The organism is Bradyrhizobium erythrophlei, from assembly GCF_900129505.1.
Classification (GTDB): domain Bacteria; phylum Pseudomonadota; class Alphaproteobacteria; order Rhizobiales; family Xanthobacteraceae; genus Bradyrhizobium; species Bradyrhizobium erythrophlei_D.
Genome location: NZ_LT670818.1, coordinates 469,339 through 493,985, shown reverse-complemented (window position 1 = coordinate 493,985; position 24,647 = coordinate 469,339). Strand labels below are relative to the sequence as shown.

At 62.1% G+C, this 24,647-nt stretch carries 22 protein-coding genes and 3 pseudogenes; 17 read left to right on the top strand and 8 right to left on the bottom strand.

Going from position 1 to position 24,647, the window contains the following annotated elements; genetic code table 11:
* Positions 1-137: 137 nt before the first annotated feature.
* Positions 138-1,052, top strand: a complete 915-nt coding sequence (locus B5525_RS02280) for an AraC family transcriptional regulator (RefSeq protein WP_079564445.1) — start codon at positions 138-140, stop codon at positions 1,050-1,052.
* Between the two features lie 106 nt (positions 1,053-1,158).
* Here the strand turns inward: B5525_RS02280 and B5525_RS02275 are convergent, their stop codons facing one another.
* Positions 1,159-1,809, bottom strand: a complete 651-nt coding sequence (locus B5525_RS02275) for a helix-turn-helix domain-containing protein (protein WP_172899805.1) — start codon at positions 1,807-1,809, stop codon at positions 1,159-1,161.
* A gap of 518 nt (positions 1,810-2,327) precedes the next feature.
* Between B5525_RS02275 and B5525_RS02270 the strand changes: the two genes are divergently transcribed.
* Together B5525_RS02270 and B5525_RS02265 are read left to right on the top strand one after the other, a co-directional pair.
* Complete coding sequence (locus B5525_RS02270) at positions 2,328-3,374, top strand: alpha/beta hydrolase (RefSeq protein ID WP_154073023.1); 1,047 nt, start codon at positions 2,328-2,330, stop codon at positions 3,372-3,374.
* Positions 3,375-3,645: 271 nt separating this feature from the next.
* Positions 3,646-3,822: pseudogene (locus tag B5525_RS02265) on the top strand (IS5/IS1182 family transposase); the annotation flags it as partial.
* A gap of 109 nt (positions 3,823-3,931) precedes the next feature.
* Here B5525_RS02265 and B5525_RS02260 read toward each other — a convergent pair.
* Positions 3,932-5,500 carry a DUF4403 family protein gene (locus B5525_RS02260; RefSeq protein ID WP_079564442.1) on the bottom strand — a complete coding sequence of 523 codons (1,569 nt, stop codon included), beginning with the start codon at positions 5,498-5,500 and terminating at the stop codon, positions 3,932-3,934.
* A gap of 186 nt (positions 5,501-5,686) precedes the next feature.
* Positions 5,687-6,379: a L,D-transpeptidase gene (locus tag B5525_RS02255; protein WP_079564441.1), complete on the bottom strand. Its 693-nt coding sequence runs from the start codon at positions 6,377-6,379 to the stop codon at positions 5,687-5,689.
* A 235-nt stretch (positions 6,380-6,614) separates the two neighbouring features.
* Here B5525_RS02255 and B5525_RS02250 point away from each other — a divergent pair, with 235 nt between their 5' ends.
* The 4 genes from B5525_RS02250 to B5525_RS02235 all read left to right on the top strand — a co-directional run bounded on the left by B5525_RS02250 (position 6,615) and on the right by B5525_RS02235 (position 9,574).
* Positions 6,615-6,881 carry a hypothetical protein gene (locus B5525_RS02250; RefSeq protein ID WP_154073022.1) on the top strand — a complete coding sequence of 89 codons (267 nt, stop codon included), beginning with the start codon at positions 6,615-6,617 and terminating at the stop codon, positions 6,879-6,881.
* Positions 6,882-7,049: 168 nt separating this feature from the next.
* The gene (locus B5525_RS02245; protein WP_079564438.1) at positions 7,050-8,105 is read left to right on the top strand and encodes a glycosyltransferase family 4 protein; all 1,056 of its coding nucleotides are present in this window, start codon (positions 7,050-7,052) and stop codon (positions 8,103-8,105) included.
* Between the two features lie 63 nt (positions 8,106-8,168).
* Positions 8,169-8,852, top strand: a complete 684-nt coding sequence (locus B5525_RS02240) for a class I SAM-dependent methyltransferase (RefSeq protein ID WP_079564436.1) — start codon at positions 8,169-8,171, stop codon at positions 8,850-8,852.
* A gap of 92 nt (positions 8,853-8,944) precedes the next feature.
* Entirely contained in the window at positions 8,945-9,574 is a 630-nt protein-coding gene (locus tag B5525_RS02235) for a hypothetical protein (protein ID WP_079564434.1), read from the top strand.
* 208 nt (positions 9,575-9,782) lie between these two features.
* Here the strand turns inward: B5525_RS02235 and B5525_RS02230 are convergent, their stop codons facing one another.
* Positions 9,783-11,444, bottom strand: coding sequence for an aminotransferase class III-fold pyridoxal phosphate-dependent enzyme (locus tag B5525_RS02230; protein WP_079564433.1), 1,662 nt, complete (start codon positions 11,442-11,444; stop codon positions 9,783-9,785).
* Positions 11,445-11,479: 35 nt separating this feature from the next.
* Between B5525_RS02230 and asd the strand changes: the two genes are divergently transcribed.
* From asd to B5525_RS02205, 5 genes and pseudogenes are all read left to right on the top strand, one after another.
* Positions 11,480-12,346 (top strand): archaetidylserine decarboxylase, encoded by an 867-nt coding sequence (asd, locus tag B5525_RS02225; protein ID WP_079564431.1) that lies wholly within the window; start codon positions 11,480-11,482, stop codon positions 12,344-12,346.
* Between the two features lie 116 nt (positions 12,347-12,462).
* Positions 12,463-13,254, top strand: a complete 792-nt coding sequence (locus B5525_RS02220; RefSeq protein ID WP_079564430.1) for an NUDIX hydrolase — start codon at positions 12,463-12,465, stop codon at positions 13,252-13,254.
* A 251-nt stretch (positions 13,255-13,505) separates the two neighbouring features.
* On the top strand, positions 13,506-14,036 hold the full coding sequence (locus B5525_RS45750) for a hypothetical protein (RefSeq protein ID WP_079564428.1): 531 nt from the start codon (positions 13,506-13,508) through the stop codon (positions 14,034-14,036).
* 242 nt (positions 14,037-14,278) lie between these two features.
* Positions 14,279-14,971: a response regulator transcription factor gene (locus tag B5525_RS02210; RefSeq protein WP_079564426.1), complete on the top strand. Its 693-nt coding sequence runs from the start codon at positions 14,279-14,281 to the stop codon at positions 14,969-14,971.
* A gap of 427 nt (positions 14,972-15,398) precedes the next feature.
* A pseudogene (locus B5525_RS02205) lies at positions 15,399-16,334 on the top strand (sensor histidine kinase); the annotation flags it as partial.
* A gap of 56 nt (positions 16,335-16,390) precedes the next feature.
* Here B5525_RS02205 and B5525_RS02200 read toward each other — a convergent pair.
* Positions 16,391-17,650, bottom strand: a complete 1,260-nt coding sequence (locus tag B5525_RS02200; RefSeq protein WP_244567807.1) for a FecR domain-containing protein — start codon at positions 17,648-17,650, stop codon at positions 16,391-16,393.
* Positions 17,651-17,827: 177 nt separating this feature from the next.
* On the opposite strand from B5525_RS02200, the gene B5525_RS02195 reads away from it, so the two are divergent.
* From B5525_RS02195 to B5525_RS47455, 5 genes and pseudogenes are all read left to right on the top strand, one after another.
* Entirely contained in the window at positions 17,828-18,166 is a 339-nt protein-coding gene (locus B5525_RS02195) for a hypothetical protein (RefSeq protein WP_079564425.1), read from the top strand.
* Positions 18,167-18,613: 447 nt separating this feature from the next.
* A pseudogene (locus B5525_RS02190) lies at positions 18,614-19,869 on the top strand (extensin family protein).
* Positions 19,870-20,195: 326 nt separating this feature from the next.
* Positions 20,196-20,585, top strand: coding sequence for a response regulator transcription factor (locus B5525_RS02185; RefSeq protein ID WP_244567806.1), 390 nt, complete (start codon positions 20,196-20,198; stop codon positions 20,583-20,585).
* A 116-nt stretch (positions 20,586-20,701) separates the two neighbouring features.
* Entirely contained in the window at positions 20,702-21,166 is a 465-nt protein-coding gene (locus tag B5525_RS02180) for a winged helix-turn-helix domain-containing protein (RefSeq protein ID WP_338075323.1), read from the top strand.
* On the top strand, positions 21,127-21,213 hold the full coding sequence (locus B5525_RS47455) for a hypothetical protein (RefSeq protein WP_338075298.1): 87 nt from the start codon (positions 21,127-21,129) through the stop codon (positions 21,211-21,213). Before B5525_RS02180 ends, B5525_RS47455 begins: the two co-directional genes overlap by 40 nt.
* A 10-nt stretch (positions 21,214-21,223) precedes the next feature.
* On the opposite strand, the gene B5525_RS02175 is transcribed toward B5525_RS47455, so the two are convergent.
* The 3 genes from B5525_RS02175 to B5525_RS02165 are packed head-to-tail and all read right to left on the bottom strand — an operon-like array spanning position 21,224 to position 24,325.
* Complete coding sequence (locus B5525_RS02175) at positions 21,224-22,060, bottom strand: carbohydrate ABC transporter permease (protein ID WP_079564423.1); 837 nt, start codon at positions 22,058-22,060, stop codon at positions 21,224-21,226.
* A complete protein-coding gene (locus B5525_RS47100; protein ID WP_079564421.1) occupies positions 22,057-22,992 on the bottom strand; it encodes a carbohydrate ABC transporter permease in 936 nt (311 codons plus the stop codon). The genes B5525_RS02175 and B5525_RS47100 overlap by 4 nt, the downstream gene beginning before the upstream one ends.
* Before the next feature lie 10 nt (positions 22,993-23,002).
* Complete coding sequence (locus B5525_RS02165; protein ID WP_079564420.1) at positions 23,003-24,325, bottom strand: extracellular solute-binding protein; 1,323 nt, start codon at positions 24,323-24,325, stop codon at positions 23,003-23,005.
* Positions 24,326-24,647: the final 322 nt, after the last annotated feature.

The following is a 24,647-nucleotide window of genomic DNA, read 5'->3' as shown; positions in this document are numbered from 1 at the left end:
CAAGAAAGCCCGACCCGCTTGGCGGTGGGCCATTGCCGGCTGCGAATATTTCGGATACGAGATCCAAGGCTTAGGACGATTGGTCGCACCTGGATCCCGGCCCTCGCTTGCCTCAGAGATTTGAGGAACGGAGTACAATGCAAGCGGTAGCGAGGCAGCTGGTCAGCCGAGAAACCAAGTGGCAAACCCCACCTCCAAAGCCCATCAAGCCGGGCGATCGCGTTGCACGTGTTGGGTTGGCGCGGTGGGGTCGCGAAGTGACCGGTGCTCCATTCGAGATGAGCGCCGACGAAACCTCCGACGCTCATTTCATCACGTATTCACTTAAGCAAGCGGACGTTCGATTCTCGATCGGCCATCGTGCCGTCACCAACGGCATCGTGAAGACAGGACGAGTTCTGTTGCAAGGCCCGACTTCAGCACGGCGCCAATCGATCTCCCACGAGTCGTTCGACTTCTTCAGGGTGTATTTCTCGCAGGACATACTCGACGAATGTTTCGAAGCGATTTTTGGAAAACGGCCCGCTTCGACCCTGGCTCTCTTCGAGGCGCATTTTGTCGAAGATCGAATTCTGGATAGTCTGACGCAGGTGCTGGCTGGTGTCGATCGAAACGGCGGGTTTCTAGGCCCGTGTTTTGTTGACAGTGTGGGGCTCGCTTTAACAAGCCACCTTCTGCGCCTTTACTCATTCCGGACACCTCGTATCAAACCAAGGGTTAGCCCTTTGCCAATATGGAAGCTCCGCCGTGTTCGGGACTTCATAGAAGAAAACCTGTTTCACCCAATCTATCTCTCTGAGCTAAGTGAACTTGCGGGACTTAGCCGCATGCATTTCGCGGCTCAATTCCGCGCCGCGACGGGTCAAACTCCCCACGCCTATCTCCTGCAACGAAAGATCAAGCGGGCGCAGACCCTCCTGAGCGATCAGACCCTTTCCGTGGCCGATGTCGCTTCAATAGTTGGCTTTAAGAACAAAGCGCATTTCGCCAGCGCATTTAAAAAGATAGTTGGCGAGCCTCCATCACGGTGGCGAAGTAATATTTGCTGGTAGCCTCGAGCCGAAAACTTCGACTTCCGGTGCTCGGATGTTTGATGTTGCGGCAGACACGCGCACAGCCGGCCAATCGCACTGGCGGGTCACCCTATCAGGAAGATGGCTAAGATTGAGAGTTTCGCCAACGGCCAGGCGTCATGCCCACAAACTTGCTGAAAACCTTGGTAAAGTGGCCCTGATTGTAGAATCCCAGATCCAGGGCGACACCGATAATTGTTGAGTCGGAATTTTTCAGGAGTTCCTTGGCACGTTCAATTCGTCGCTGCAGTATATACGCATGAGGCGGCTGACCGGTCGCCTCCTTAAATTGCCTCACGAATTGCACTCTGCTCAGACCCGCCATTTCGCTCAGCTCCGATAGGCAAAGCGCTTTCGCGATATTGTCCTCAATATAGCTTACCACCCTGGCTATTTTTGGACGCGCAAGTTTACAATTTCCTGAACCTTCCTCTGTGCCGCCATAGGCGAGTTCGACCAGGCGCAATCCAAGGGCCAGACCAAGCGAATCGGCAAAACAAGGACCCGCAACCGGGTCGTACCCATTGAGCGCTTTAAAGGTCTGGCCCAATTGGTAGAGGCGCGAATCCGTGACGGGAAGAACTCCGAACATCGAAATAGCATCCGAGGGGCCGCCGCCGAAGGCTTCAGTATAACATTCCGCGATCAGCGTCTGCGGTAGGAAAACCCGCAGGAAATCGCAGCCTCCCTCAACAGTTGCCCTCCAAGCCCCTCGCTTCGGTCCGGTCAGCAACATCTCATCCCGGACGCCGCCCAGCCAAACGGATTTTCCACCGATGAAAAGCTCTTTTCTCGTTCTGCGAAGGGCGATTGAGAGGACGTGGCAATCATCGTCCGTGTCCGACGCAACCTCGACTCGCCCCTGGCTCTGTAGTCGCCATCTCGATATGGCGATCCTCAGGGGTTGACCACTGATCAGCGTCAGGGTTGGCGGCGGAGATCGCCAGTCCAACTCCGGTTGAACGATGTTCTCAACGAGTGAGCTTGTTGATGAGGTGAGCCTGTCCGCACCGGGACCAGACCGCCGACGCTCCATCTGACCGCTCCGACCATCCCGTTTCGATGCCAAGTCGAGAGGCCAAGCCAGCCGACGGGGCAGCGAAATTCTTACGATTTGCAAACTATGGAACTTTTTTAGGAGCGGCAATAGCTGGCACGCCTAAAACGAGACCTTCGCACGCAACGACCCAAGGCGTGTAGTCGCGAGCAGCCGCAAGTGTCCGCTTGCGACAGGGCAAATAGGGACCAATTCGCATGAAACTCATTCAAAGCATCGCCGCATTCACTCTTGGAGCCAGCATCATGACACACGCAGCTATCGCCGCGGTCGCCGACGCCGCCAACGACCCTCGGATTGATCCCCAGATCAGGTCGTTTCTCGCCAAGATCAACAAGGACAGCAGCCCCTTCTGGGAGCTGCCTCAGCCAAAGCCTCAAGAGATTCTCTCCGAACTCCAGTCCCAAACGACCGTCGACATGTCTGGCGTCACGACGACCGAACGGACAATTAGCCAGGATGGCCGCACGGTAAAGCTGTACGTCATGAAACCCGTGCAAGTGAGCAGCAATCCGGGCGTTTTGTTCTTCATCCATGGCGGCGTCTGGATCGTCGGCAATTTCCAGAACCATCAGCGCCTGCTGCGCGATCTCGTCGTCGGTTCGGGACAGATCGGTGTGTTCGTCGAGTACACGCCCTTGCCGCAAGCAAGATTTCCGACCCAGCTCGAGGAAAGCTATGCGGCCTTGAAGTGGGTTGCAGGGCACGCCGAGGAGCTTGGTGCAGACGGCACCCGTATCGCAATTGCCGGAAATTCGGTCGGCGGCAACATGACCGCAGCGCTCGCTCTGATGGCCAAGGACCGCAACGGACCCAAGATCAGCTACCAGGTACTTCTCATTCCCGCCACCGACGCCAGCGTTGATACCCCATCCTATCACGAGTACGGGACCGGACGCTTCCTGACACGCGCGTTCATGAAATACGGCTGGGACCTGTACGCTCCCGACGCGAAGACTCGTGACAATCCCTACGTGTCACCGCTTCGCGCCAGCGCAAATGAACTAAGGGGTCTGCCGCCGGCACTCGTCATTACCGCGGAGAACTGTCCGCTGCGCGACGAGGGCGAGGCATATGCCCGAAAGATGAAAGACGCGGGCGTCACGGTCGACGCGGTTCGCTACAACGGAACGATTCATGATTTCGTTCTGTTGAACGCGCTACGTGACGTGCCCTCAACTGAAGCAGCTATCGATCAAATCAATGCCGGGCTGCGCCAGCACCTCGAGCAGGCAACACACTAAAATAATGCGACTATGACGCGGCGGCGCATTTTGCCGCTGCGTCCTTCGCAGGAGTGGTTTAGCGAATGGACCCGTACATATTGCAACTTGTCGGCGCGGACAGGCAAGTCATGAAACAACGGCGACCCGGCGGCAAGTCCGGCCATGTCCGCTGTTCCGCCGATACTGTTGCAAAAGTCGAAAGTTGCACCAGTTCAAATTTTTGGTGAAACCTTGAAACGCGAAGCGATCGACGATTCGGATGACCTCAGTCGAGCCACTGAAGTCGCCGAAAGACCCGATCTTCTTCAGCCCTTATCTCTATCGCGCACGCAACCTGATCGAACGGTTCTTGATCAAGCAATGTCGGCGTGTCGCGACCCGATATGACAAACTTTCAGGCAACTATCTGGCGTTCGTTAAACTCGCATCAATCCGAATTTGGCTACGCGCTAATGAGTCCACTCCCTGGAAAACGAGCGGCGTGTTCTTACCTCGCGCCGCTTGCGGGGAAAGGGGAAGGAGAAAGGAAGCGCGGGGAGAGGGAGAAGCAAGAAAGCGGACGAGGCGCAGGCTGCTCACAGCCCCGGCAGCTGGGTCACCGAAACATTGATCGCGCCCTGCGCTTCCGCGATCACGCGCAGCGTTTTGGAATCGAAGGCGATGTCGGCCAGCCGCAGGCTGGTAATGTCGGCGCTCACCCGCACGCCGTCCTCGTTCTCCTGGAAGTCGGAGATCACGGCGGCGAGTTTCTTTTGCGCATTGGTGGCGAACGGTTTCAAGTCGATCGTCGCCTTCTCCGCCAGCGCCTTCTGCAGATGCGGCATCACTGCGCGCGCCGCGGCGCCGAGCAGGCCGAATGCGGCCTCCGATTCGACGGCCATCTCGATGTTGCCGAGCCGCAGGGTCTGCTGCGCCTGATCGAGCATCGGCCGGCCCCAGATATGCACATTGGCCTCGCCGCCGAAGCCGAAGAAGCTCTTTTTCTCTTTGGCGTTCACCAGCAGCGAGATCAGCAACCGGTCGCCCGAGGCGTTGACCGATGCGCGTTTCACGGTAACGGCGACCGGGCCGGAGCCGTCCTCGGGAAACGTGCGGCCGGCGAACTGCGCCTCCACGATCTTGTTGATCTCGGTGAAGGGAACGTCGATCGGCACGGCGATGCTGACCCCGCCCGGCGTCGGCGGAATGATGTCGATCTTGGCCGGGAACGGGCAGTCGGGCTTGGTCTGCGCCGGGGTGATGCGGGTCTCTGCCTCGATGCCAAGCGTCATCGTGACCGCCGTGGCATCGACGCGGGGCTGTGCCGCGATGGCGCGGGTCGGCTTCATCTCCAGCCAGAGTGGCGGCAAGGTCGAGCCGGCGCTGGCGCCCTGCAGCGGAATCGAGCGGCAGGCCTTGGCCCATTGCACCCGCGCGCCCTGTTCGAAACTGCGGTCGTTGCGCAGGCGCGTCTCCACCGCGCTGATCTGGTCGGCGACGTTCTTGTCGATGATGGGTTTCACTTGCGCCGGCACGTTGACGCGGGCGCCGGCCACCACCAGGCTGCTGTCGCCGAGCGTGACCTGGCCGGCCAAATTCGGCTCCAGATGCCAGGCGGCGGCGAGCTTCGGCCGCGAGGTGAAGGTGACGTTGCCCTTGATCTCGGCGCTGGCGTTGAGTGACTTGATGTTCACGCTGCCGATCTGCTTGGCGACATTGCCTCCCAGCACGCCGGCCAGCGCGTCGCCGACCGCGCCGGTCGCCTTCGACGACAGCGAGCCCGTGACGTTGAGTTTTCCGGTCAGCGGCGTCGCCAGCGACAGCACGTCCTGGCCGCCAGCGGCCGTGATCGGACCGCGCGCCGCGGTCCAGCCGATGTCGGCGTTCTGCAGGATCTGCGATACCGGATTGTCGGCCTTGCCGGCGAAGTTGCGCGGCGCGGCGCGATCGGCGGCGTCGCGGATCGCGGTCAGCGCGATGGCGACCGGCGCCAGCACGAACGACCGCTTCGATACCGGCGACAGCGGCGGCAGTTCGACGAGCACCGGCGCGGGGCCCCCGCCGCGCGGGGCGATCCAGTCCATCGCCTTCAGGCTGATAAGGAACGAGACCGCGAGCACCGCGATCCCGATCAGCATTGTCTTGAGGCTCACCGCCAGCCGCATCGTCCCCCCGGGCTTGATTCAAGGAGGAGTCTATAGGGCGGGTTTGTGCGGCGCCAGAGTGGCCGCTCGCGGTTAATTGAAGCATTACCGGAACTTAACACTTGCGTCGAAGCGATTCGTTTCCGGCTGGAAACAGAAAATGGCGCGGAAAGCCGCGCCGCTTTCCTTGAGGAGAAGTTGGTCTCGTCAGCCGCGCTTGCCGTCGATATTGTCGGCGCGGCGGTCCATCGGCAGCACGATGACCTTGGTGCCGACATTGACCCGTGAATAGAGATCGGTGACGTCCGCGTTGGTGAGGCGGATGCAGCCCGAAGAGACGTGCGTGCCGATGGTGCCCGGCGCGTTGGTGCCGTGAATGCGATACACGGTGCCGCCGAGATACATCGCGCGTGCGCCGAGCGGGTTGCCGGGGCCGCCGGCCATGTAGCGCGGCAGATAAGGCTGGCGCGCGATCATCTCCGGGGGCGGGGTCCAACCCGGCCACTCGGCCTTCTTGGTCACCGACTGCACGCCCGACCAGGTGAAGCCGTCGCGGCCGACGCCGATGCCGTAGCGGATCGCCTGACCGCCGCCGAGCACATAATAGAGATAAGTGTGGGGGGTATCGATGATGACGGTGCCGGGTGCCTCGCGCGTGGCGTAGGTGACGACCTGCCGCTTCAGCCGAGCCGGCAGCTCAGCCACGGTGTCTTCGTCTTCGGACGGGGCGGCCTGCACCGGCGGCGGCGCCGAGGGCGCGGCGGGCGGCGTCAGGATGAAAGGAAACAGCGGCAGCGGCGCGGCGGTGGCAGCGCCCGCAAAGGTGATAAGGCCGAACGCAAGCGCCCCGAAGGCGGTGGCTCGGCGGGAATTGCGCTTCAACGCGCCCAGATTGAACATGGCCGTCCCCTGTTTCTTGCTTCTGTTTGTGCGCCCTGGCGCCGTTTCGGCGCTTCGTTGGGAGGACCAGTACAGGGCGGCCGTTTCAGAACATTTGCGCGGAAGCCGCAAAATGGTTTCATCCCGGTAAGGAATTGTTTCGTCACCGTGTCGTCGAGGCAGCGCCGCCTGAAATTCAGGAACTGCTGCGACGGCTGCGAAGATGAGATATCCTGCCGGAATCGGACAAGAGAGGGTGACTGGTGAAGTGACGCCGCCAGAGGTGTCGCCGCTCGAAGTCATGCGTGCGACCTATCCGCGGATCGACGTGCGCCAAGCGCTGCTGGTGGATACCGGCACGGTGGTGACCGGCGGCGGCGTTTCGCTGCGTATCGACACCACCTTGCATCTGCTGGCGATAATGCTCGGTCCGGACGTCGCCGCCGAGACTGCGCGCATCCTCGAATATAATCGTGCCTGGCGCACCAACCGCGACGCGTTTGCCCCGGTCACTGAGGCCTGACGCCGGCTCGCCACAAGGCCGGTTCGAGGGTTTCGGGGTCCCGCGGCCCGACACAAAACTTTCAAAATTGCCGAAAAGATCATTTCACGGCGATGACGTCACACGCATGAAATATCCATAGCCGAACGTCTGCCATTGAGAATCAATAGCTCTCAGGGCGTCCCATTCATGCGGATATTGATCGCGACCGACGCTTGGCATCCGCAGGTGAATGGCGTGGTGCGTACGTTAACCTCATTGGCCAACAGCGCCGCGGAGCTCGGCGCCGAGATCGACTTCCTGACCCCGGACGGGTTTCCGTCTATGGCTGTGCCGACCTATCCGAGCTTGCGGATGGCCTGGCCGAACCGGCGCGAGATCGCCCGGCGGGTCGAGGCGGCCGCGCCCGACGCCATTCATATCGCCACCGAAGGCCCGGTCGGATGGGCGGTGCGGGCCTATTGCCTACGCCACAAGCTGGCGTTCACCACCTCCTATACCACCCGCTTTCCGGAATATATCGCGGTGCGCTCCATCATCCCGGAGTGGTTCAGCTACGCGGTGCTGCGGCATTTTCACTCGGCCGCCGCCATGACCATGGTCGCGACCGCCTCGCTCAAGCAGGAACTTGCCGCGCGCGGCTTTCGGAAGATCGGCTTCTGGACGCGGGGGGTCGATACTGATCTGTTCCGGCCCGACGAGCCGGTGGAGCTGGATTTGCCGCGGCCGATCTTCATGACCGTCGGGCGCGTCGCCATCGAAAAGAACCTCGAGGCGTTCCTGGCGCTGAGTCTGCCGGGAACCAAGGTGGTGATCGGCGAGGGACCGCAGCGCGCGCTGCTGGAGCGCCGTTATCCCAAGGTCAGGTTTCTCGGGGAAAAGAAGGGCAGGGAGTTGAGCGCGCATTTTGCCGCGGCCGACGTCTTTGTGTTCCCGAGCCTCACCGACACCTTCGGCGTCGTGCAGCTCGAAGCGCTGGCCTGCGGCACGCCGGTCGCGGCCTTTCCGGTGATGGGCCCGCTCGACGTCATCGCGGACCATCCGGTCGGGGCATTGGATACCGATCTGCGCAGCGCCTGCATCCGCGCGCTCGGCATGTCCCGCGAAACCTGCCGGAATTTCGCGCTGGAGCGTTCCTGGGAAAACAGCGCGCGGCAATTCATCGGCAATCTCAGCGCGTTGCAGCCGAGCCGTTCGCTGCGGCCGGCGCGCCGCGTGGCGAACCGAAGCGCGGTGCAAGGTTGATTGAATCGGCACTGATTGAGTCAAGGCTAACCGGATCCACACAACAGCGAGTGAGAAATCATCATGGCAGAAATCATCAAGCTTGACGGTACCAGGGACTTCGACCGCGCCATGGTCGAGCAGGCCTATGACCGCTGGGCCCCGGTCTATGACCTCGTGTTCGGCGGAGTGTTCAGCAAGGGCCGCAAGGCCGCCATCCAGGCCACCAACAGGATTGGGGGCCGCGTGCTCGAGGTTGGCGTCGGCACCGGCATTTCGTTGCCGCAATACGCGCCGCATCTGCGTATCTTCGGCACCGACATATCGGAGGCGATGCTGCGCAAGGCGAAGCGGCGGGTCGCCGAGCTCCGCCTGAAGCATGTCGAGGGCCTTGCGGTGATGGACGCGGAGAAGCTGGAATTTCCCGACGAGTCCTTCGACGTCGTGATGGCGCAATATGTCGTCACCGCGGTGCCGAATCCGGAAGCGGCGCTGGACGAGTTCGCGCGCGTGCTGCGCGTGGGCGGTGAACTGATCATCCTGACCCGGGTCAGCGCGGATGTCGGGATGCGCCGCTACATCGAGCAGGGGCTGCAACCGGTGGTGCGCCGGCTCGGTTTCCGGACCGCCGAATTCGCCTGGTCGCGCTATGCGCAGTGGCTGGCGGGCGCGCACGACATGGAACTGGTCGAGCGCCGCCTGGTGCCGCCGCTCGGCCACTTCTCGCTGGTCCGCTTCCGCAAGACCGAGGTCGCCGCCGCGGCTTAATAACTGTTAACCCGGCATGTCATTATGATGTCGTCACATATCTTACATCGAATCCCTGTACGCAGATGACGCAGGCATTACAGGAGAGATCGATGAAGCGATTCATGACGGCATTGCGAACGCAACGGTGGGATGACCATCGCTACTATCATCACAGCCGTATCAACCAGAGTTTGCACTTCGTCAGCGCGTTCAGTTTCCTGGTCGGCTATGCCTTCATGTTCGTCGATCCGGTCAAGGCCGCGCTGATCGGCTGGCTGGTCTCGATGACCACGAGGCAGGCCGGTCATTTCTTCTTCGAGCCGAAGGGTTACGATCATCTCAACCAGGCCACCCACGAGCACAAAGAGGAAATCAAGGTCGGCTACAATCTGCAGCGCAAGGTCGTGCTGATGACGATCTGGGCGCTGTCGCCGCTGGTGCTGTATCTCGACCCGACCCTGTTCGGCCTGTTCGTGCCCTGGAGCTCGCCCGCGGATTTCATGCGCCAGGTCGCCAAGGTCTGGCTCGCGGTCGGGATCGGCGGGCTGTTGTTCCGCACCATCCATTTGTTCTTCATCCGCGACGTCGAGACCGGCCTCGTGTGGATGACCAAGATCCTCACCGACCCCTTCAGCGATCTCAAGCTTTACTACAAGGCGCCGATCTATCTGCTCAAGGGCGAACTGATCGATCCCGGCCTCGACCTGATCGAGCATGGCATGGAAGAGAAGCACGCCTGAGTTTCGAGTAGGCGATGTCACAAGTCGATATATTGAGACTCGTCATGGCCGGGCTAAAGCGCGAAGCGCGTCTTCGCGCAGATGTCCCGGCCATCGACGTTTTACTTGCTTTGCCGCGGTTAAGACGTGGATGCCCGGGCACAGGCGAGCGAAAGCGACGCCGACCTTCGGACCGCTACGGTCGGGCATGACAGTGAGAAGCCCCGTGTCAGCGGGCGCGTCGCGTGAACATCTCTTTCAGGATCTGGCGGCGGATTTTCTTGTTGGTGAGGGCAGCGTCGCGCCACCACCAGCCGTCCTCTTTCATCTTCTTCCCCGCCGCGACGAAGCGCTTTGCCACTTCGGCAAAATCCGCGTCCGTATAGTTCAGGCTGAAGATCAGCCGGCCGGTGCCGACCCAGCTCAGCCCGAGCTCTTCGGAGCGCAGGTAATACTGAAACATCCAGTTGTAGCGGGAAGGCTCGGTGTAGTGGACCATCCAGATCGAGGACAGGTTGGAGACGCGGACCGGCAGATCGTGTTCGGCCAGCATCGCGTTCAATTGCCGTGCCCGTCCGTTCCAGCGCTCGTCTATTCCCTCATAGGCGGAGCGAATCGCGGCGCTGTCGAGCCGGGTGAGGAACTCGTCCATGGCTGCCATCACGTAAGGATGCGAGTTGAAGGTGCCGCGCGCGAAGCAGACATCGACCGGGCGGTTGTCGCGGAAGCGGCGCATCAGTTCCTTGCGCCCGCAGACCACGCCGACCGGCAAGCCGCCGGCGAGGCTCTTGCCATAGGTCACCATGTCGGCGCGCACGCCGAAATATTCCTGGGCGCCGCCGGCGGCGAGCCGGAAGCCGACGAACACCTCGTCGAAGATCAGGGCGATGTTCCGCATCGTGCAGACCTGGCGCAGCGCCTTCAGCCACTCGCTGTAGGCTTCGCGGTCGAAGCCGCCGCTTCGCGCGGAGTCGACCAGCGCCGAATCGGATGGCGCATTGCCGTTGGGGTGCAGCGCCTGCAGCGGATTGACCAGCACGCAGGCGATATCGCGCCTTGTCTGCAGGACCCGCAGCGTGCGTTCCGACATCTCGGCGAGCGTATAGGTCTCGTGCGGCGCGATCGGGTTGCCGACGCCGGGCTGCACGTCGCCCCACCAGCCGTGATAGGCGCCGGCAAAGCGCACCAGATGCGAGCGGCCGGTGTGATAGCGCGCCAGCCGCACCGCCTGCATGACCGCTTCGGTGCCGGACATGTGGAACGAGACCTCGTCGAGCCCCGAAATCGCGCACAGCCGCTTGACGTTGTCGACGATGACGGGATGGTAGGGGCCGAGCACCGGGCCGAGCGCATGCGCGCGGCCTTCCGCGCGCGCGATGCATTCCTTGTAGAAATCGTTGCCGAAGATGTTGACGCCGTAGGAACCGGTCAGGTCGTAGGCGACATTGCCGTCGAGGTCGGTCACCGTGACCCCTGCCGACGACTGCACGAAGGCGCTGGTGCCGAGATGCTCCCGCACCAGCCTCGAATACTGGAACGGCACCCGGTAGGATTCGGTGAATTGCAGGTCGGAGATCTTTTCCGAGGCCTCGAGCGTCAGCGCCCGGCCCTTGGCGAACCGCTCGCGGTAGAGGCCGGCGAGCCGGAAGAAGCCGTCCTGGCGCCGCGTGGCCACCTCCGCCGGCGCGCCGTCGGAATTGAAGAAGTCGTTGAGGTCGAACTCGTAGAACGGGATCAGCCGCGCCACCAGGCGCGACATCTTGGCGTGGCCGGTCAGCGAGCGGTGTTTGGCGCGCGACAGTTGCAGCCGCGCCCGCAATTTGGGAACGGCGGCGGCGGTGCCGGCAATGGCGGCACCCGCGAAGGACAGAATCGGAAGGGGCGAATCCATGGCACCAAGCGCTACCCAGCGGAGCTGACAGATTCATGACAGTGCGAAGCCTGATCTCGATCCTGACCCAGCAGGAAGACATTAACTTCCTCCTGACCAACCGCGTGCCGCGGGCGGCGCTGACCCGGTTCATGGGCTGGTTCAGCAAGATCGAGCAGCCGCTGGTCCGCGACCTCTCGATCGCCTGCTGGCGGTTGTTCTCGGATCTCGATTTGTCCGAGGCGCGCAAGACCCATTTCAGGAGCCTGCACGACTGCTTCACGCGGGAGCTCAAGCCGGGGCTGCGTCCGTCCGACCCCGACCCGACAGTCGTGGTCAGCCCGTGCGACGCCATCATCGGCGCGTTCGGCAGAATCGCCGATACCGAGCTGTTTCAGGTCAAGGGCGCGCCCTATTCGCTGCTCGACCTGCTCGGCGATCCCGCGCTGGTAGAGGCGCACCGCAACGGGCGCTTCATCACCTTGCGGCTGACCTCGAGCATGTATCACCGCTTCCATGCACCGGGCGACCTGCGGATCGAGCAGGTCGATTTCATCAGCGGCGACACCTGGAACGTCAATCCGATCGCGCTGAAGCGGATCGAAAAGCTGTTTTGCAAGAACGAGCGCGCGGTGATCCGGGCCCACCTCGCCACCGGCGAGGCGCTGACGCTGGTGCCGGTGGCGGCGATCCTCGTCGCCAGCATCCGCCTGCATTTCATCGATCGCCTGCTCAACGCCGATACCGTCGGGCCGGTCAGCTTCCCGTGCGACGTCGGCGTCCGCAAGGGTGACGAACTCGGCTGGTTCGAGCATGGTTCGACCATCATCGTGCTGGCGCCGGAGAATTTCGAGTTCTGCGACAACGTCGCAGGCTCGGCGCGGATCCGCGCCGGCGAGCCGCTGCTGCGAAAGCCCGCCTGAAGTTCAGGACAGCCGAAAGTCGCGGAAAGCATGTTCGTCAATCTCGATTTTTCGCGCGCGGTTCACTAGATATTGAGCGATCGAAACCCGATTCGAAAATGCATCGAGGATGCGAAATGGCACGAGCGCCTGTTCTGGCGGCGGGAGGCATTGTGCTGCGGCAGGCGGAGCCGCCGCTGATCGCGGTGGTTCGCCTGCGCAAGCGCAACGAATGGGTTCTTCCCAAGGGCAGGCTGGACGACGGCGAGACGGCACGCGACGCCGCCGAGCGCGAGGTGCTGGAAGAGACCGGGCATGACGTCTGCGTGCATGAATTCCTGGGAACGCTGGTCTATGAGTCCGGCGGGCGCTCCAAGATCGTTCATTATTGGCGCATGGAGACCAGCGGCGAGCAGGCCTACGAGCTGATGGACGACGTGAGGGCTGTCGACTGGCTGCCGCTCGACGCCGCGGTCGAGCGGCTCTCGCGCAGTTACGAGCGGGCGTTTCTTGAACATGTCGGACCGCTCGCGCTTGCAGCGGCCGCGCTCTCCCGGGTTTCGCGGCCGGCCAGGGCAAAAAAGCAACCGGCCGCCGAAAAGCGCCAGCGCCGGCAGGTGGTTGCGCCTCCGGCTGCCTTGCCGGCACCGGTATCGACTCCGCCGCAACCCGATTTGAGGCCTTTGGCGAGCGGGCAGGATCAGCGCCCGTTGGTCGACAGCGATGGTGTCGAGGTGGAGACCTCCGCCGCTACAATGGCGCCCGAGGTTGTGGCGCCATCCGCGGAAGAAATCGAAATCTCCGCCGCGACCATAGTGTCGCCAGTCGAGGAGACTCAATCCGGCGACCACGCAATCGCCGCAACGACTGAAGTCCGGCGCATCAACCTGGTGCAGAAAGTGCGGCAATGGTTGCGGCGTGCGGCCTGAGCCCGCTCCGGAAAACGTTCTGAGCCGAGATCGCCGAACCAGCCTGAACCCCGCCATCCACGCGCGGGGCAGGCTTGGGCTCGGTGGACGTTCTCGAACGACGCAGCGCCTTGCGCGCGCCGGTGAAAACTAACTTGCGTGTCAGAAACTGTCGCATTTGTCATTTGAAACCATTGGATCGTTTGGGTCTCCTGATCGTCTTCTTCTCGCGACGACATTGGTCGCTTCAATTCAACCACGGAGGAATTGGGATGAACAGCAAGATCCTTAGGTGCCTCGTCGCAGGTGCGCTCAGTGCTGCGCTTGCCCTGGCGTCACCGGCGCTCGCGCGCGGCGGCGGCGGTGGTGGTGGTGGCGGAGGTCATGGGGGCGGCGGCATGGGAGGCGGCGGCATGGGGGGCGGTCATGGAGGAATGGGTATGGGAGGAGGCCATGGCGGCATGGGAGGCATGGGTATGGGAGGAGGGATGCACGCCGGCGGCTGGGGCGGCGGCATGCACGCTGGCGGCTGGGGCGGCGGCGCGCATTTCGGTGCCATGAATGGCGGCGCGCATTTTAGCGGTGGCCATTTCGCGGGTGCTCGCTTTGCGCATGCTGGATTCTCGCCCCGATTTTCAAGTTTCGGGTTCCGAGGCCACGGCCGCTTCTTCCATCACCGCTTCCATCGCTTTGCTTTCGTCGGCGGCCCCTTCCTCTACGCCTCCTACGATAGCTGCTGGCGCAGAGTGTGGACGCCCTATGGACCGCAGTGGGTCGACGTCTGCGGCGACTACGGCTACTAGCGCTGCTGAATATCTGGCGAATTGCCGCAGCGAGAACCGAACCTTGGCGGTTCTGCCAGTCCCGCTGCCACGGCGCGGTTCGTCGGCAAGGGCCCAGACATCGGGATGGTCGTCAATCGAGCAGGCCGAAACTGGCTCGGCTGGCGGCCATCACGCTTATTTGCAAGCCTCCTTACGCTTCGCGACTTCCGGTTTTGCTAAAGTAAATAGGCTTTTGGCCAGTCGTTCGGAGACGGAAGACCATGACGGGAGGTCACCGCCGTATTCTGGTCGTCGAGGATGACCCGGAAACCGCCGGTCAGCTCGTGGAATCGCTCACGAGCAGCGGTTACAAGGTCGATCTGGCCGCCAGCGGCAACGAGGCACTAAGCCGCGGCGTTGCCAGCGACTATGCCGTGATCACGATCGACCGCATGCTTCCGGACATCGACGGCATCACGGTCATGCGTCAATTGCGCGACGACGGCATCGCCGCGCCCTTCCTGATCATCAGTGCGCTCGGGGAAGTCGACGACCGCGTGCGCGGCTTGCGCGCCGGCGGTGATGACTATCTGGTCAAGCCGTTTTCATTCGTCGAATTGTTGGCGCGCGTCGAGGCGCTTGGCCGACGCAGCGACACCGTCGCCAAGGAAACCATCCTGCGTGTCGGCGATCTCGCAATCGACATGATGTCGCGGACCGCCAGCCGGCGCGGCAAGGACATCGGTCTCTTGCCGCGGGAATTCCAGCTTCTGGAGTATTTAGTGCGCAACGAAGGCCGCGTCATATCCCGGGCCATGTTGCTGCAGCACGTCTGGGACCTTCATTTCGATCCCTCGACGAATATCATTGACGTCTATGTCGGGCGTGTGCGCCGCAAAGTCGACGGCCAGCAAGCCTATCCGTTGATCCATACGGTTCGCGGCATCGGGTACCGTCTCCGTGCTCCTGGCTAAGACCTTAACGTCATCGACTTTCAAGCTGGCGCTGATCGCGATCGGGACCTTCGGCGTGATCGTCTCGGTGATTTTCGGCTATGTCTACCTGTCCACTTCCTCCTATGTGCGAAGCCGGTCGGATCATGCGATCATGACCGAATATTCGAGCCTGCTTGCCGCCTACGAGCGAAATCGGCGCGACGGGCTGATCGCGCTGATACAGCAGCGCATCGCTGACAAAAGTTTTGCGGACAATGTGTATCTCCTCGTCGAGCCGTCACTGGCCGTACTCGGCGGCAACCTCGGGGCATGGCCATCGACGGTCACCGTAGCCAGAGGCTGGACGGAGTTTCGCGCGCCGGAGTCGTCTGATGCGCCACGCCGGCCGCTGCTGCGAGCGATGATCGAAACATTTCCCAGCGGCGATCGGCTGCTGGTGGGCAAGGATATCAGCGACCTCGACAGCTTTACCGATCAGATCAAGACAGCCGTGGTCTCGGCCGTTGCGTTGATATTTGTGCTTGCCGGGGTCGCGAGCATCCTGGTGACACGCCGGACAGTGGGGCGGATTGAATCGATCAATGCGACCAGCCAGGCCATCATGCTCAGCGGTCTCGACAAGCGCATCCCGCTCCGCGGCACCAATGACGAATGGGATCGCGTCGCGGAGAATCTCAATCTGATGCTCGACCGCATCGAGACCTTGATGGGGGAGGTCAAGCAGGTCAGCGACAGCGTTGCGCACGACCTGCGGACACCGTTGACGCGAATGCGCGGACGCCTGGAGAAGGCCTTTCATGGTCCGCGCATTGGCGAGAATGATCAATTGTTGATCGGCGACACCATCGCCGATCTCGACGCCGTGTTGCGGATATTGTTGTCCATTATGCGGATTGCGCAAATCGAGACCCAGGCGCGAAAGGAAGCGTTCCGCAGCGTGAATCTGGCTGAAATCGCCGGTGAGGTCGTCGAGTTGTACGATGCCGCGGCCGAACAGGACGGTACCCGTCTCACTGTTGTCGGCGATCGTGAGGTGCTGGTGACCGGCGATCGTGATCTGATTTTCGATGCCATCGCCAATCTCGTCGACAATGCGATCAAGCATGGTCGCGCCGGAGGGCAAGTCGTCGTCGCGAATGAAAACATCGACGGCCAGCCGATGATCTCGATTGCCGACGACGGGCGCGGAATTCCCCCCGACCAATACGAGCACGTTTTCAAGCGCTTTTACCGGCTCGAACACAGTCGTTACACGCCAGGAAACGGCCTCGGGCTCAGCCTGGTCGCGGCCGTTGCCCGCCTTCATGGCGCGCGGATCGAAATGCTCGACAACTCGCCGGGTCTCACATTCAGACTGTGGTTTTCGGCGCCGACCGGTTAATCGCGAATGTCGTATCGCGCGCAGGCGCGAGCGGCAGAATTTCGTTGCACCCGTTCCTACCGCTTTTCCCTGCGCGGCTTTCCTTTTGGCGCGAGGGGCGGCGCCGGCCGCCGTGGCAGTAGTGCGGGCCGGTTCTGTAGTTCAGGCCGCTGCACGCCGGGCGCGTTGAGCCCCGGTTGCACGCCCGGGCGCGGCTGCAGTTGCGGCTCGCCGGCGCGGTTCGGCAATGCAGGTTCGTGTAACGAACCGGGTTCGCGCGGCGAACCGGGTTGTTGCGGTGCGCCCAGTCGCTGCGGCGAACCGGGTTGTTGCGGCGCGCCGGGTCGCTGCGGCTGGCCAGGCCGTTGCGGCAGGCTGTTCTGCCGCTGCGGGCCGGGCTGGCGCAGCGGATTGGCGCGCGCCGGATTCTGGTTCGGATTTTGCTGGCGCTGGATGCGCCGTTGCGTGACGATCTGGCGGCCGACGCTCTGCGCGGCGTGGACCTGACGCACGATGCCCTGATCGCGTAGCGCCTGCTGCGGGGTGATCACGAGCGGCACCGCCGCAAAGCGGCCCATGGCGCCGGGCCGGATGGTAAAACCGCTCGATCCCTGGGTGAGGGAGCCAAGCCGCGAGCCGTCGCGGCCGTTGACCTCGATCCGTCCGACCCGGCCATCCGCGTCGGGATAAAGTTTTATGGCGACAGTGCTGGGGTTCGCCGCCGACGCTCCCTGCGGAACCTCGATCAGGCCGGTGGTGCCGCGAATGCCGAGCGTCGCCGACGGCGTCGAGATTCGCATGTCGCCGGTATGCGCGACGGCAGCGGCGACGAACGCCACGGTGCCCTTGGCGACATCGAACAGCGCGCCGTTTTTTTTGCCGCCGTCTTCATAGACAAAACTGTCGACCGTGATCGTGGCGTTGGCGGTGAGATTGAAGGTGGTTGCGTCGGTGAAGGTGACGCCGAGCGTGCAATTGGCCTGTGTCTGCAGGATGTCGCCCTGGAAGATGTCGTCCTGAAGATGCAGCGGCGTCGCGGCGCTGTTGCGGGTGACGGTCGCGCTGCCGGTGAGCGTCGCGACATTGCCGATCGGCTCGTCGGCGGCGGGCGCGGGCGAGGGTGCAGTAGCAGGCGGTGGCGCCGCGCTCGGCGCCGGCGCGGAAGGCGTTTGCGCCGCCGGTTGGGTCTGCGCCAGCCTGGTCAGGCGGGGAGCTGGGTCCGATGCAGCCGCAGGACCATCGGTCTCGAAAGGCGATGGCATCGCATTGGCGGGATGCGTGCCGGCCACCAGCCAGCACATCAACAATGCCGCGAACGAAAACTGCTGCCTCGTCACGATCGAAAATGCCCCCGATTTCAGTCGCGATTGATAACCCAGCCGGCTGAACGGCGGCTGAATGGCCATCCTGCATGAAGGGCCCATTTCCAATTTGTAATCGATCGCCTCTGAACCGGTGCATCGCTCTGGCGCGACCGATGACCAAGGCGACTGTCGCAAAGATGGAGATCGAAGATGAAACGTTTGGCCCTGGTCACGCTGTTGCTGCTCGGCGGCGCGCTGAGCGCGCATGCCGATAGCGTTGTCTATGACAACATCACAAAACAGCCGCGCGGCGACGAGATACTGCGGGCCGACACCAATTATTGCTCGCAGACATTGGGCGCCCCGCAGAACGGCAAGCCGACGCCTGCGGCCTACAAGCGCTGCATGCTCGCTCGCGGCTGGCGCCACAATCACACGGTCCGCGACCGCTCGCGTGACGGCATGTATCCAGATCCCGACAATCCCGGTCTGATGTGCAAGGATTTTACTATCGGCGGGGTCACCGGATCGAGCTGTTCGAATTTTTGAAACTTGATGCGCCTTCCGTCATGGCCGAGGCGGGTCCCGGCCATCCACGCACAGAACATCCGGCTAGCGCGAAAACGCGCTTCGAGCTTATCCCGGTATCAAAATGAAAACGCCCGCCGGCTGGAAAAATCCAGAACCGCGGGCGTTGTGAAATCTGGGCAACCTGAACGCTAGAACACGCCGAACACGATGGCGCCGACAAAGGCGAATGCGACGTACGCGGCTATAACGCTCAGTTTGCTGACGAAAGGACCCGTGAAGGTCATTTGGGAAGCTCCGTGGTTTACGTCCGCTGCCCGTTGTAACAATTGAGATAAGGATCCGTTCCCGACTGAAAAGTCAGCGTCGCTGTCCCTCCGCCACCTCGCTGCGCTGCGCAACGTGGTTAAAGAATAATGAAAACATGGCGTTGAAGAGTCCTTAAATAAATTCGTCGAACCTGCAGGGATGACGCGCGGAGTTCGTTTGTATCTCGTCGGCTCCTTCGTCCTTGTCTCGTTGGCTGGCTGCGGCCGCGGATTTTTTCAGTCCGCGGAGCGCGAACCATGGCGGGCCGAGGCCGAAATCGCGTGCCTGAAATCCGGCGCCGTCAAGGAGACCCCGGAACTGGTCCGGATCGACCCGATTTCGGGCCCCGGCGTCTGCGGCGCAGAGTTTCCGCTCAAGGTCGCAGCACTCGGCGAAAGCAGCGGAAGTTTCGGTTTCGCCGACGAAAGTTTGCGACCGCCCGCCAATATCGGCAACCAGCCACACTGGCCGGTCTCGCAACCGCCGCCGCAGCCAACGGCGGCGCCTTATCCGACGCCATCGCCATACACCAACAGCGCGCTGCGCCAGCCGGCCTATGGTTCCTCGCCGAGCGAGCCGATTTCATTGGCACCGCCGGGTGTCGCGCCCGAGGAGGATGACATCGAGCTGCCGCCCGAAGGCGCGCCGGGGGCAAACTCGCCGCCAGCAACCAACGGACAATATCCGGGACCTTATATGGCGGCGCCCGCCTACCCGTCACGCGACCGCGCGACAGCGCCTTATTCGCCGCGTCCCGATGTCGGCACGGGCTATCCGCAGGCGGCGCCGTTGCCGCGACTCGGACCGCCGCAAGGTAATTCCGTCGCCGCCTTTGGCGCTGTCGCCGTAAGACCGGCGGCGACCCTGGCTTGTCCGATCGTCTCGGTGCTTGACCGCTGGCTCGCCGATTCCGTGCAGCCTGCAGCCATGCGCTGGTTCGGCGCGCGCGTGGTCGAGATCAAGCAGATCTCCGCCTATTCCTGCCGGGGCATGAACGGCAATTCCTACGCCCATATTTCCGAGCACGCCTTCGGCAACGCGCTGGATATCGCCGGCTTTACGCTCGCCGACGGCCGGCACATTTCGGTGAGGGACGGCTGGAAGGGGCTGCCGGAAGAGCAGGGCTTTTTGCGCGACGTGCAGGCGACCGCCTGCCAGCAGTTCACCACCGTGCTGGCGCCGGGTTCGAACGTCTATCACTTCGATCACATCCACGTCGATTTGATGCGCCGCGCCTCGCGGCGCCTGATCTGCCAGCCGGCTGCGATGTCCGGCGAAGAGGTCGCCGCGCGCGCCGCGGGCCGCAATCCCTACGCCTCGCGCGAACCCAACGTGACGGGATCGCTGGGGGACGGAAAGTCGCGGCGCATCGCAAGGCCAAGGTCGACGAGGAAGACGAGTTCGAGGACGAGTAATAAGGGGCAGACCCATGGCGGGCGGTGGGTCGGGTCTCGCCGCAGGAGGATCGCCGGCCGACCCTTCGGCGCGATGCCGGCGAATTTCGGAAGATCGCGGCAAATTCCCGCCTGCTCGATGACCGCCGTGCAGCGCGATCATCAACACACACGGTCGGCCCCCGGAACGGCTAGTCGCGGCGATCCCATCCGGCTGTCTAAGCCGTTTCCACTTAGACCATAGTCTAGGTCGTTCCCCAACCTTCAGCCAAGTAGCCGCTACGCCGGGACAATTGAGCGATCAGGGGAGCTGGCGATATCTCTGGTGTCGGTTCGGGGAAACTGCCGTGTCGCAAGATCCGTTTATCGCATGCATCGACGATGACAAATCCGTTCGTGACGCCATCGAGGGGTTCCTCAAGGCGTTTGGCTTCGCCGTCCAGGCGTTTTCGTCCGCCGAGGATTTTATGCAATCCGGCCGCCTAAATCAGACGTCGTGCCTGATCGCCGACGTAAAACTGCCCGGAATGTCGGGAATCCAGCTTCAGCAGCGGCTGACCGCATCCGGTCAGCGGGTTCCGACGATCTTCATCACGGCATTTTCGGACCCGCACCGCCGTGCGCAGGCGCTAGGGGCCGGGGCGATCTGCTTTCTCGAAAAACCCATCACCAAGGACGATTTGCTTAACTGCATTCAGCTCGCGCTGGAGCAGCGGCGCGAGGGGGGATCCTCGTGATCTCGTTGCTCGCTTCGGAGAAATTATCGACGGCGTGAAAGATCAAGAGAAGGACAAGTCGCAAGATGCACAGGAAAACCCGCAACGCCGACAACGAACTCACGAACAGACGTGTCGTGCCGACCGCGCCGTCACGCGCGCCGTCGAGACAGCGGGCAACCGGCGATGGGGCGTGGCACGGCGGCCGGCAGCAGAGCGAAGTCGCCGAAAAGATCCACCCCGCCCTGTTCGGCCGGCTGGATTCGGTCGACCGGGCGGCGATCGTGGAACGCGTCGCTCGATTAGAGGCGACACTGCAAGCGCTGATGGAGTCGCGCGAGTCCCTGCTGCGGGCAGGGACCCTGGAAATCGACCTCATCAAGAGAAGCGCCAGGCGCGGCGAGCGACCGCTTGAATTGTTGCCCCGGGAATTCCGATTGCTGGAATACATGATGCGCCGGAGCAACCTGTTGCTGACGCGGGCTACGCTGCTGGCGGAGGTCTGGAATTATATTACAAGTTTTTTCCGACCACGAATCTGGTCGACGTCCATATGGGCCGACTGCGTCACAAGGTCGACGCTCCGAACGAAATCCCGATGATCTATAGTGTCCGCGGTGCCGGCTTCATCTTGCGGGCGCCGACCTGAATTTCGAACGTCATTCCTTCAAGGCACCTGCGGTCAGGGCACCTACGACGAATTTCTGAAAGAAGAGAAAGATGACAACGGCCGGAAGCAGGGACAAGACACTCGCGGCCGCGACGAGTTGCGTCGCCGAACCCGTGTAGGCGCCCAGGAAGTTGAAGATGCCGACGGAGATCGGCAACATATCGGGTTGACTGAGCAGGATGAACGGGACGATGAACTGGGACCACCCCAGCATCGTCGTCAGAATGAAGGTCGACGCCAGCCCCGGCAGGCCGATAGGCAATGTGATGCGCAGGAATGCCTGCGAGCGGGTGCAGCCGTCGATCATCGCCGCCTCTTCGAGCTCTTCCGGAATGGCGTCGAAACTCCCTTTAAGAGTCCAGGTAGCGATCGGCGCAGCGACCGCGGCATAGACGAGGGCCGCGCCGAGATGGGACTCGGTGAGGCCCAGCGCATGCATATAGCGGTAGAGTGGCAACATGATCACCAGCGGCGAAATCATCTGGAACCCGAGCACCGCGAACAGCAGTTGGGTCTTGCCGGGGAATTTGAGGCGGGAAAACGCGTAGGACGCGGGGGCGGCGGCGACGCAAGCGCATGCGGCGCCGACGACCGAAAGCGTGACGCCGTTCCAGAGATAGCCGAGGAACTGCTGATTTCCCAACACTTCCACAAAATTTTGCAGCGTGGGCGAATGCGGAACGATGCGCACCTCCGCAATCAGGATTTCGGCCGGCGTGCGAATGGACAACGACAACAGCCAAAACAGGGGGAGCGCAAAGAACAACAGAATCAAGGCAAGCGCGAGATAGATCGGGATTGCTTCATTGCGGGCGCGGGAATTCAACGCAGCCCCCTCGATGTCAGCCAGTAGACGGCCGTGAAGGCAAGATTGAGGAGCAGCATCAGAACCGCAAGGACGCTGCCCTGCGCCAGATTGAAATCGTGAAAGACCGCATTGTAGGCGGCCAATGCGAGAACCTCCGTTGAACGCCCGGGGCCACCACCTGTCAAAGGCATGACGAGTTCGAATGTGTTAAGGGAGAAGACGCTGACAATAACGGCGTTGATCAGGAGCGCGGGTCTCAATCTTGGCAGCGTAATATAGCGGAAAGCTTGAAGAGCGGTGGCGCCATCGACCGCGGCGGCTTCGTACAGACCTGGGGAAATGGTTTTCAGGCCCGCGTAAAGCAAGATCATGCTGAGCGCGGTGCCGCGCCAGATGTTCGCCAAAGTCGCAGACCAGATCGCAACCTTGGCATCCGACAACCACGGCACCGGCGACAACGAAAACAGTCCCAACATCGCATTGAAGAAGCCGAAATTAGCCTCGCTCAGGAGCAGCTGCCAGATGATTGCCGAAGCAACGCCGGGAATGATCCAGGTCGCCAGCACGACGACCTGAACTGTCCTGACCCCGGGCAAACGGCGTCGAAATCCTGCCTCAAGGGTCAAGGCGATCAAAAGCCCGAGCGTTGTCTGGCCGATAACGCTGCCGGCGACAAAAATAACAGTCGCCAGCCAGATCTGGGGCAGAGCGGAATCCGCAAGAACGGATCGGTAGCTGGCGAGCGTGTAAGAATAGGCCGAATTCAGAAGCGTCGCGTCCGTGAAACTTGTTCGAACGACTTCGAGGACCGGATAGAGATAGAAGGCGGTTAACAGGAGCGCGAGCGGAAACAACCACCAGACGGGATGTCGGTCGAGGTCGAACCGCCAGCCTCTGCGCCCGCCGCCGGATCGTTGGTGTCTCGGGCCTTGCTTGACTGCCGACGTCATGCCGGCGCTCTCATTGGTAACGTGCGGCGGCTTTCGCGACTTGATCCACCGCTTCGTCGACCGCGGCCTCCGGTGTCCGGGTCCCCGCGAGCGCTTCGCTGATGGCGATTTGCAGTCGGTTCGAGATTTCGGTGTAGATCGGAAGGCCGGGCCGCGCCTGGCCCAGCTTCAGATATTGCTTGATCTGCAGATAGAAATCGGTGCGAAACATCGGCAGCGAATTGAACTCGCTTTGGCGTGTCGGCAGGCGCTCCAGCACTTCGGTGGCCGGACCCATATAGACCTCACGGACGAGGTCCATGCATGCCTTCACCTTCACGGGATCCTTCGAAAAGGACGCGAAAGTCCAGCCGCCGCTCGCAGTGGAGCGCTGATCGGCGGTCGGTCCCGGCAGCATCGAGACCGCCCATTTTGCGAAAGTCTCAGGCTTCATCGCCGCCCGCATCTGGCTCATCGCCCAATCGCCATTGACCATCATGGCCGCGCTGCCGGAGATAGAAGCTGCGGTGAGGTCGTCATAATTGCTGATGCTCGCGACGCGGGCCGGCGATGCGCCCGACTGGATCAAGTCACGATAAAACGCGATCGCGTTCAGCAGATAGGTTTTGTTCGGCTCCTGTCCGAAGACGGGAGTTCCCCTTTCGTCGACGAGCTTGCCGCCTTGCGCCCAGAATTGCGGCAGGAAGTCGACCGTCGTGGTTTCGTTGCGACCGCCGTTGAACAGGAATCCTTCGAGGCCGGGGCCCGCCGCTCGCTTGGCCGCCATAGCCGCCTGCTTGGTTTCTTGCCAGGTGCGGGGCGGGTCGGGGACAAGCGCCATATTGCGGTAGAGCAAGCGCAGATCAGTCGTCCACCACCAGGCGTAGATGTGGCCTTCGGCATCGGAGACGATCGGCCGGATAAAGGGAAAAAGATCGTCAATTTCTTCCTTGGTGAAATATTGATCGATCGGCTGGAGAACGCCGGCGCGGATGAACAGGGGAACTTCGAAAGAATCCACCGCAGAACAGTCCGGTGCTGTCCCACTCCTCGCCTGTTCCAGCAGCCGCGCGTGCTCCTGTGGGATCTGAAGAGACATCAACTGAATGTTGACGCGCCAGTCAGGATGAGTGTGGGCATATTTCTCGTACAGCGCCGCCATCCGCGCCGCGAATTTCGGTTGTGCGTTGTTGTTCGAGTGTACCGTGAGCACGCGAAAGGAAAAACTCTTGGGTGCATCGAGGCGGCCTATCCGATCGGGCGCAACCAGATCCCCCGCGTGCGCAACATCGGGCGACTGTAGCAAGCCGCTCAAGAGAATTGCAAACAGTCGCGATCCTGGCTTCAACTTCATTTCGGTTCGTCCCGATGTCCGCGTTCTCCCGCGGATCGCCGATGAAGCAAACGCGGAGGGGGGCCTCGATCTATTGCAATTCAGGAAGTATGCTGTTTTGCTTATATGCCAGCAAGAAGGCTGGTTCGGTCCGTACTTCGAACGGTTCTAACTTATCGCGCTGCTGGAGCTTTTTGCGAGTGTCACACTTCTTGCGAGTGTCACATTTGTCTAAAGAGCGCCTGCGCTATTGAGATCGCGTGTGGGCTGGATCCCATTCCGCCAGCACATTTCCTTCGTCGGATTGGTCTGCCGATACTGGCCGACGGATGACAACGGACGC

What these genes read in the sequence shown, in the direction of transcription:
- B5525_RS02275 (WP_172899805.1), bottom strand. Translation starts at nt 1,809, where the DNA reads ATGTTGCTGACCGGACCGAAGCGAGGGGCTTGGAGGGCAACTGTTGAG.
- B5525_RS47100 (WP_079564421.1), bottom strand. Translation starts at nt 22,992, where the DNA reads ATGACGTCGGCAGTCAAGCAAGGCCCGAGACACCAACGATCCGGCGGC.
- B5525_RS02245 (WP_079564438.1), top strand. Translation starts at nt 7,050, where the DNA reads ATGCGGATATTGATCGCGACCGACGCTTGGCATCCGCAGGTGAATGGC.
- B5525_RS02195 (WP_079564425.1), top strand. Translation starts at nt 17,828, where the DNA reads ATGAAACGTTTGGCCCTGGTCACGCTGTTGCTGCTCGGCGGCGCGCTG.
- B5525_RS02220 (WP_079564430.1), top strand. Translation starts at nt 12,463, where the DNA reads ATGGCACGAGCGCCTGTTCTGGCGGCGGGAGGCATTGTGCTGCGGCAG.
- B5525_RS02260 (WP_079564442.1), bottom strand. Translation starts at nt 5,500, where the DNA reads ATGCGGCTGGCGGTGAGCCTCAAGACAATGCTGATCGGGATCGCGGTG.
- B5525_RS02165 (WP_079564420.1), bottom strand. Translation starts at nt 24,325, where the DNA reads ATGAAGTTGAAGCCAGGATCGCGACTGTTTGCAATTCTCTTGAGCGGC.
- B5525_RS02255 (WP_079564441.1), bottom strand. Translation starts at nt 6,379, where the DNA reads ATGTTCAATCTGGGCGCGTTGAAGCGCAATTCCCGCCGAGCCACCGCC.
- asd (WP_079564431.1), top strand. Translation starts at nt 11,480, where the DNA reads ATGACAGTGCGAAGCCTGATCTCGATCCTGACCCAGCAGGAAGACATT.
- B5525_RS02230 (WP_079564433.1), bottom strand. Translation starts at nt 11,444, where the DNA reads ATGGATTCGCCCCTTCCGATTCTGTCCTTCGCGGGTGCCGCCATTGCC.
- B5525_RS02235 (WP_079564434.1), top strand. Translation starts at nt 8,945, where the DNA reads ATGAAGCGATTCATGACGGCATTGCGAACGCAACGGTGGGATGACCAT.
- B5525_RS02280 (WP_079564445.1), top strand. Translation starts at nt 138, where the DNA reads ATGCAAGCGGTAGCGAGGCAGCTGGTCAGCCGAGAAACCAAGTGGCAA.
- B5525_RS45750 (WP_079564428.1), top strand. Translation starts at nt 13,506, where the DNA reads ATGAACAGCAAGATCCTTAGGTGCCTCGTCGCAGGTGCGCTCAGTGCT.
- B5525_RS02270 (WP_154073023.1), top strand. Translation starts at nt 2,328, where the DNA reads ATGAAACTCATTCAAAGCATCGCCGCATTCACTCTTGGAGCCAGCATC.
- B5525_RS02240 (WP_079564436.1), top strand. Translation starts at nt 8,169, where the DNA reads ATGGCAGAAATCATCAAGCTTGACGGTACCAGGGACTTCGACCGCGCC.
- B5525_RS02210 (WP_079564426.1), top strand. Translation starts at nt 14,279, where the DNA reads ATGACGGGAGGTCACCGCCGTATTCTGGTCGTCGAGGATGACCCGGAA.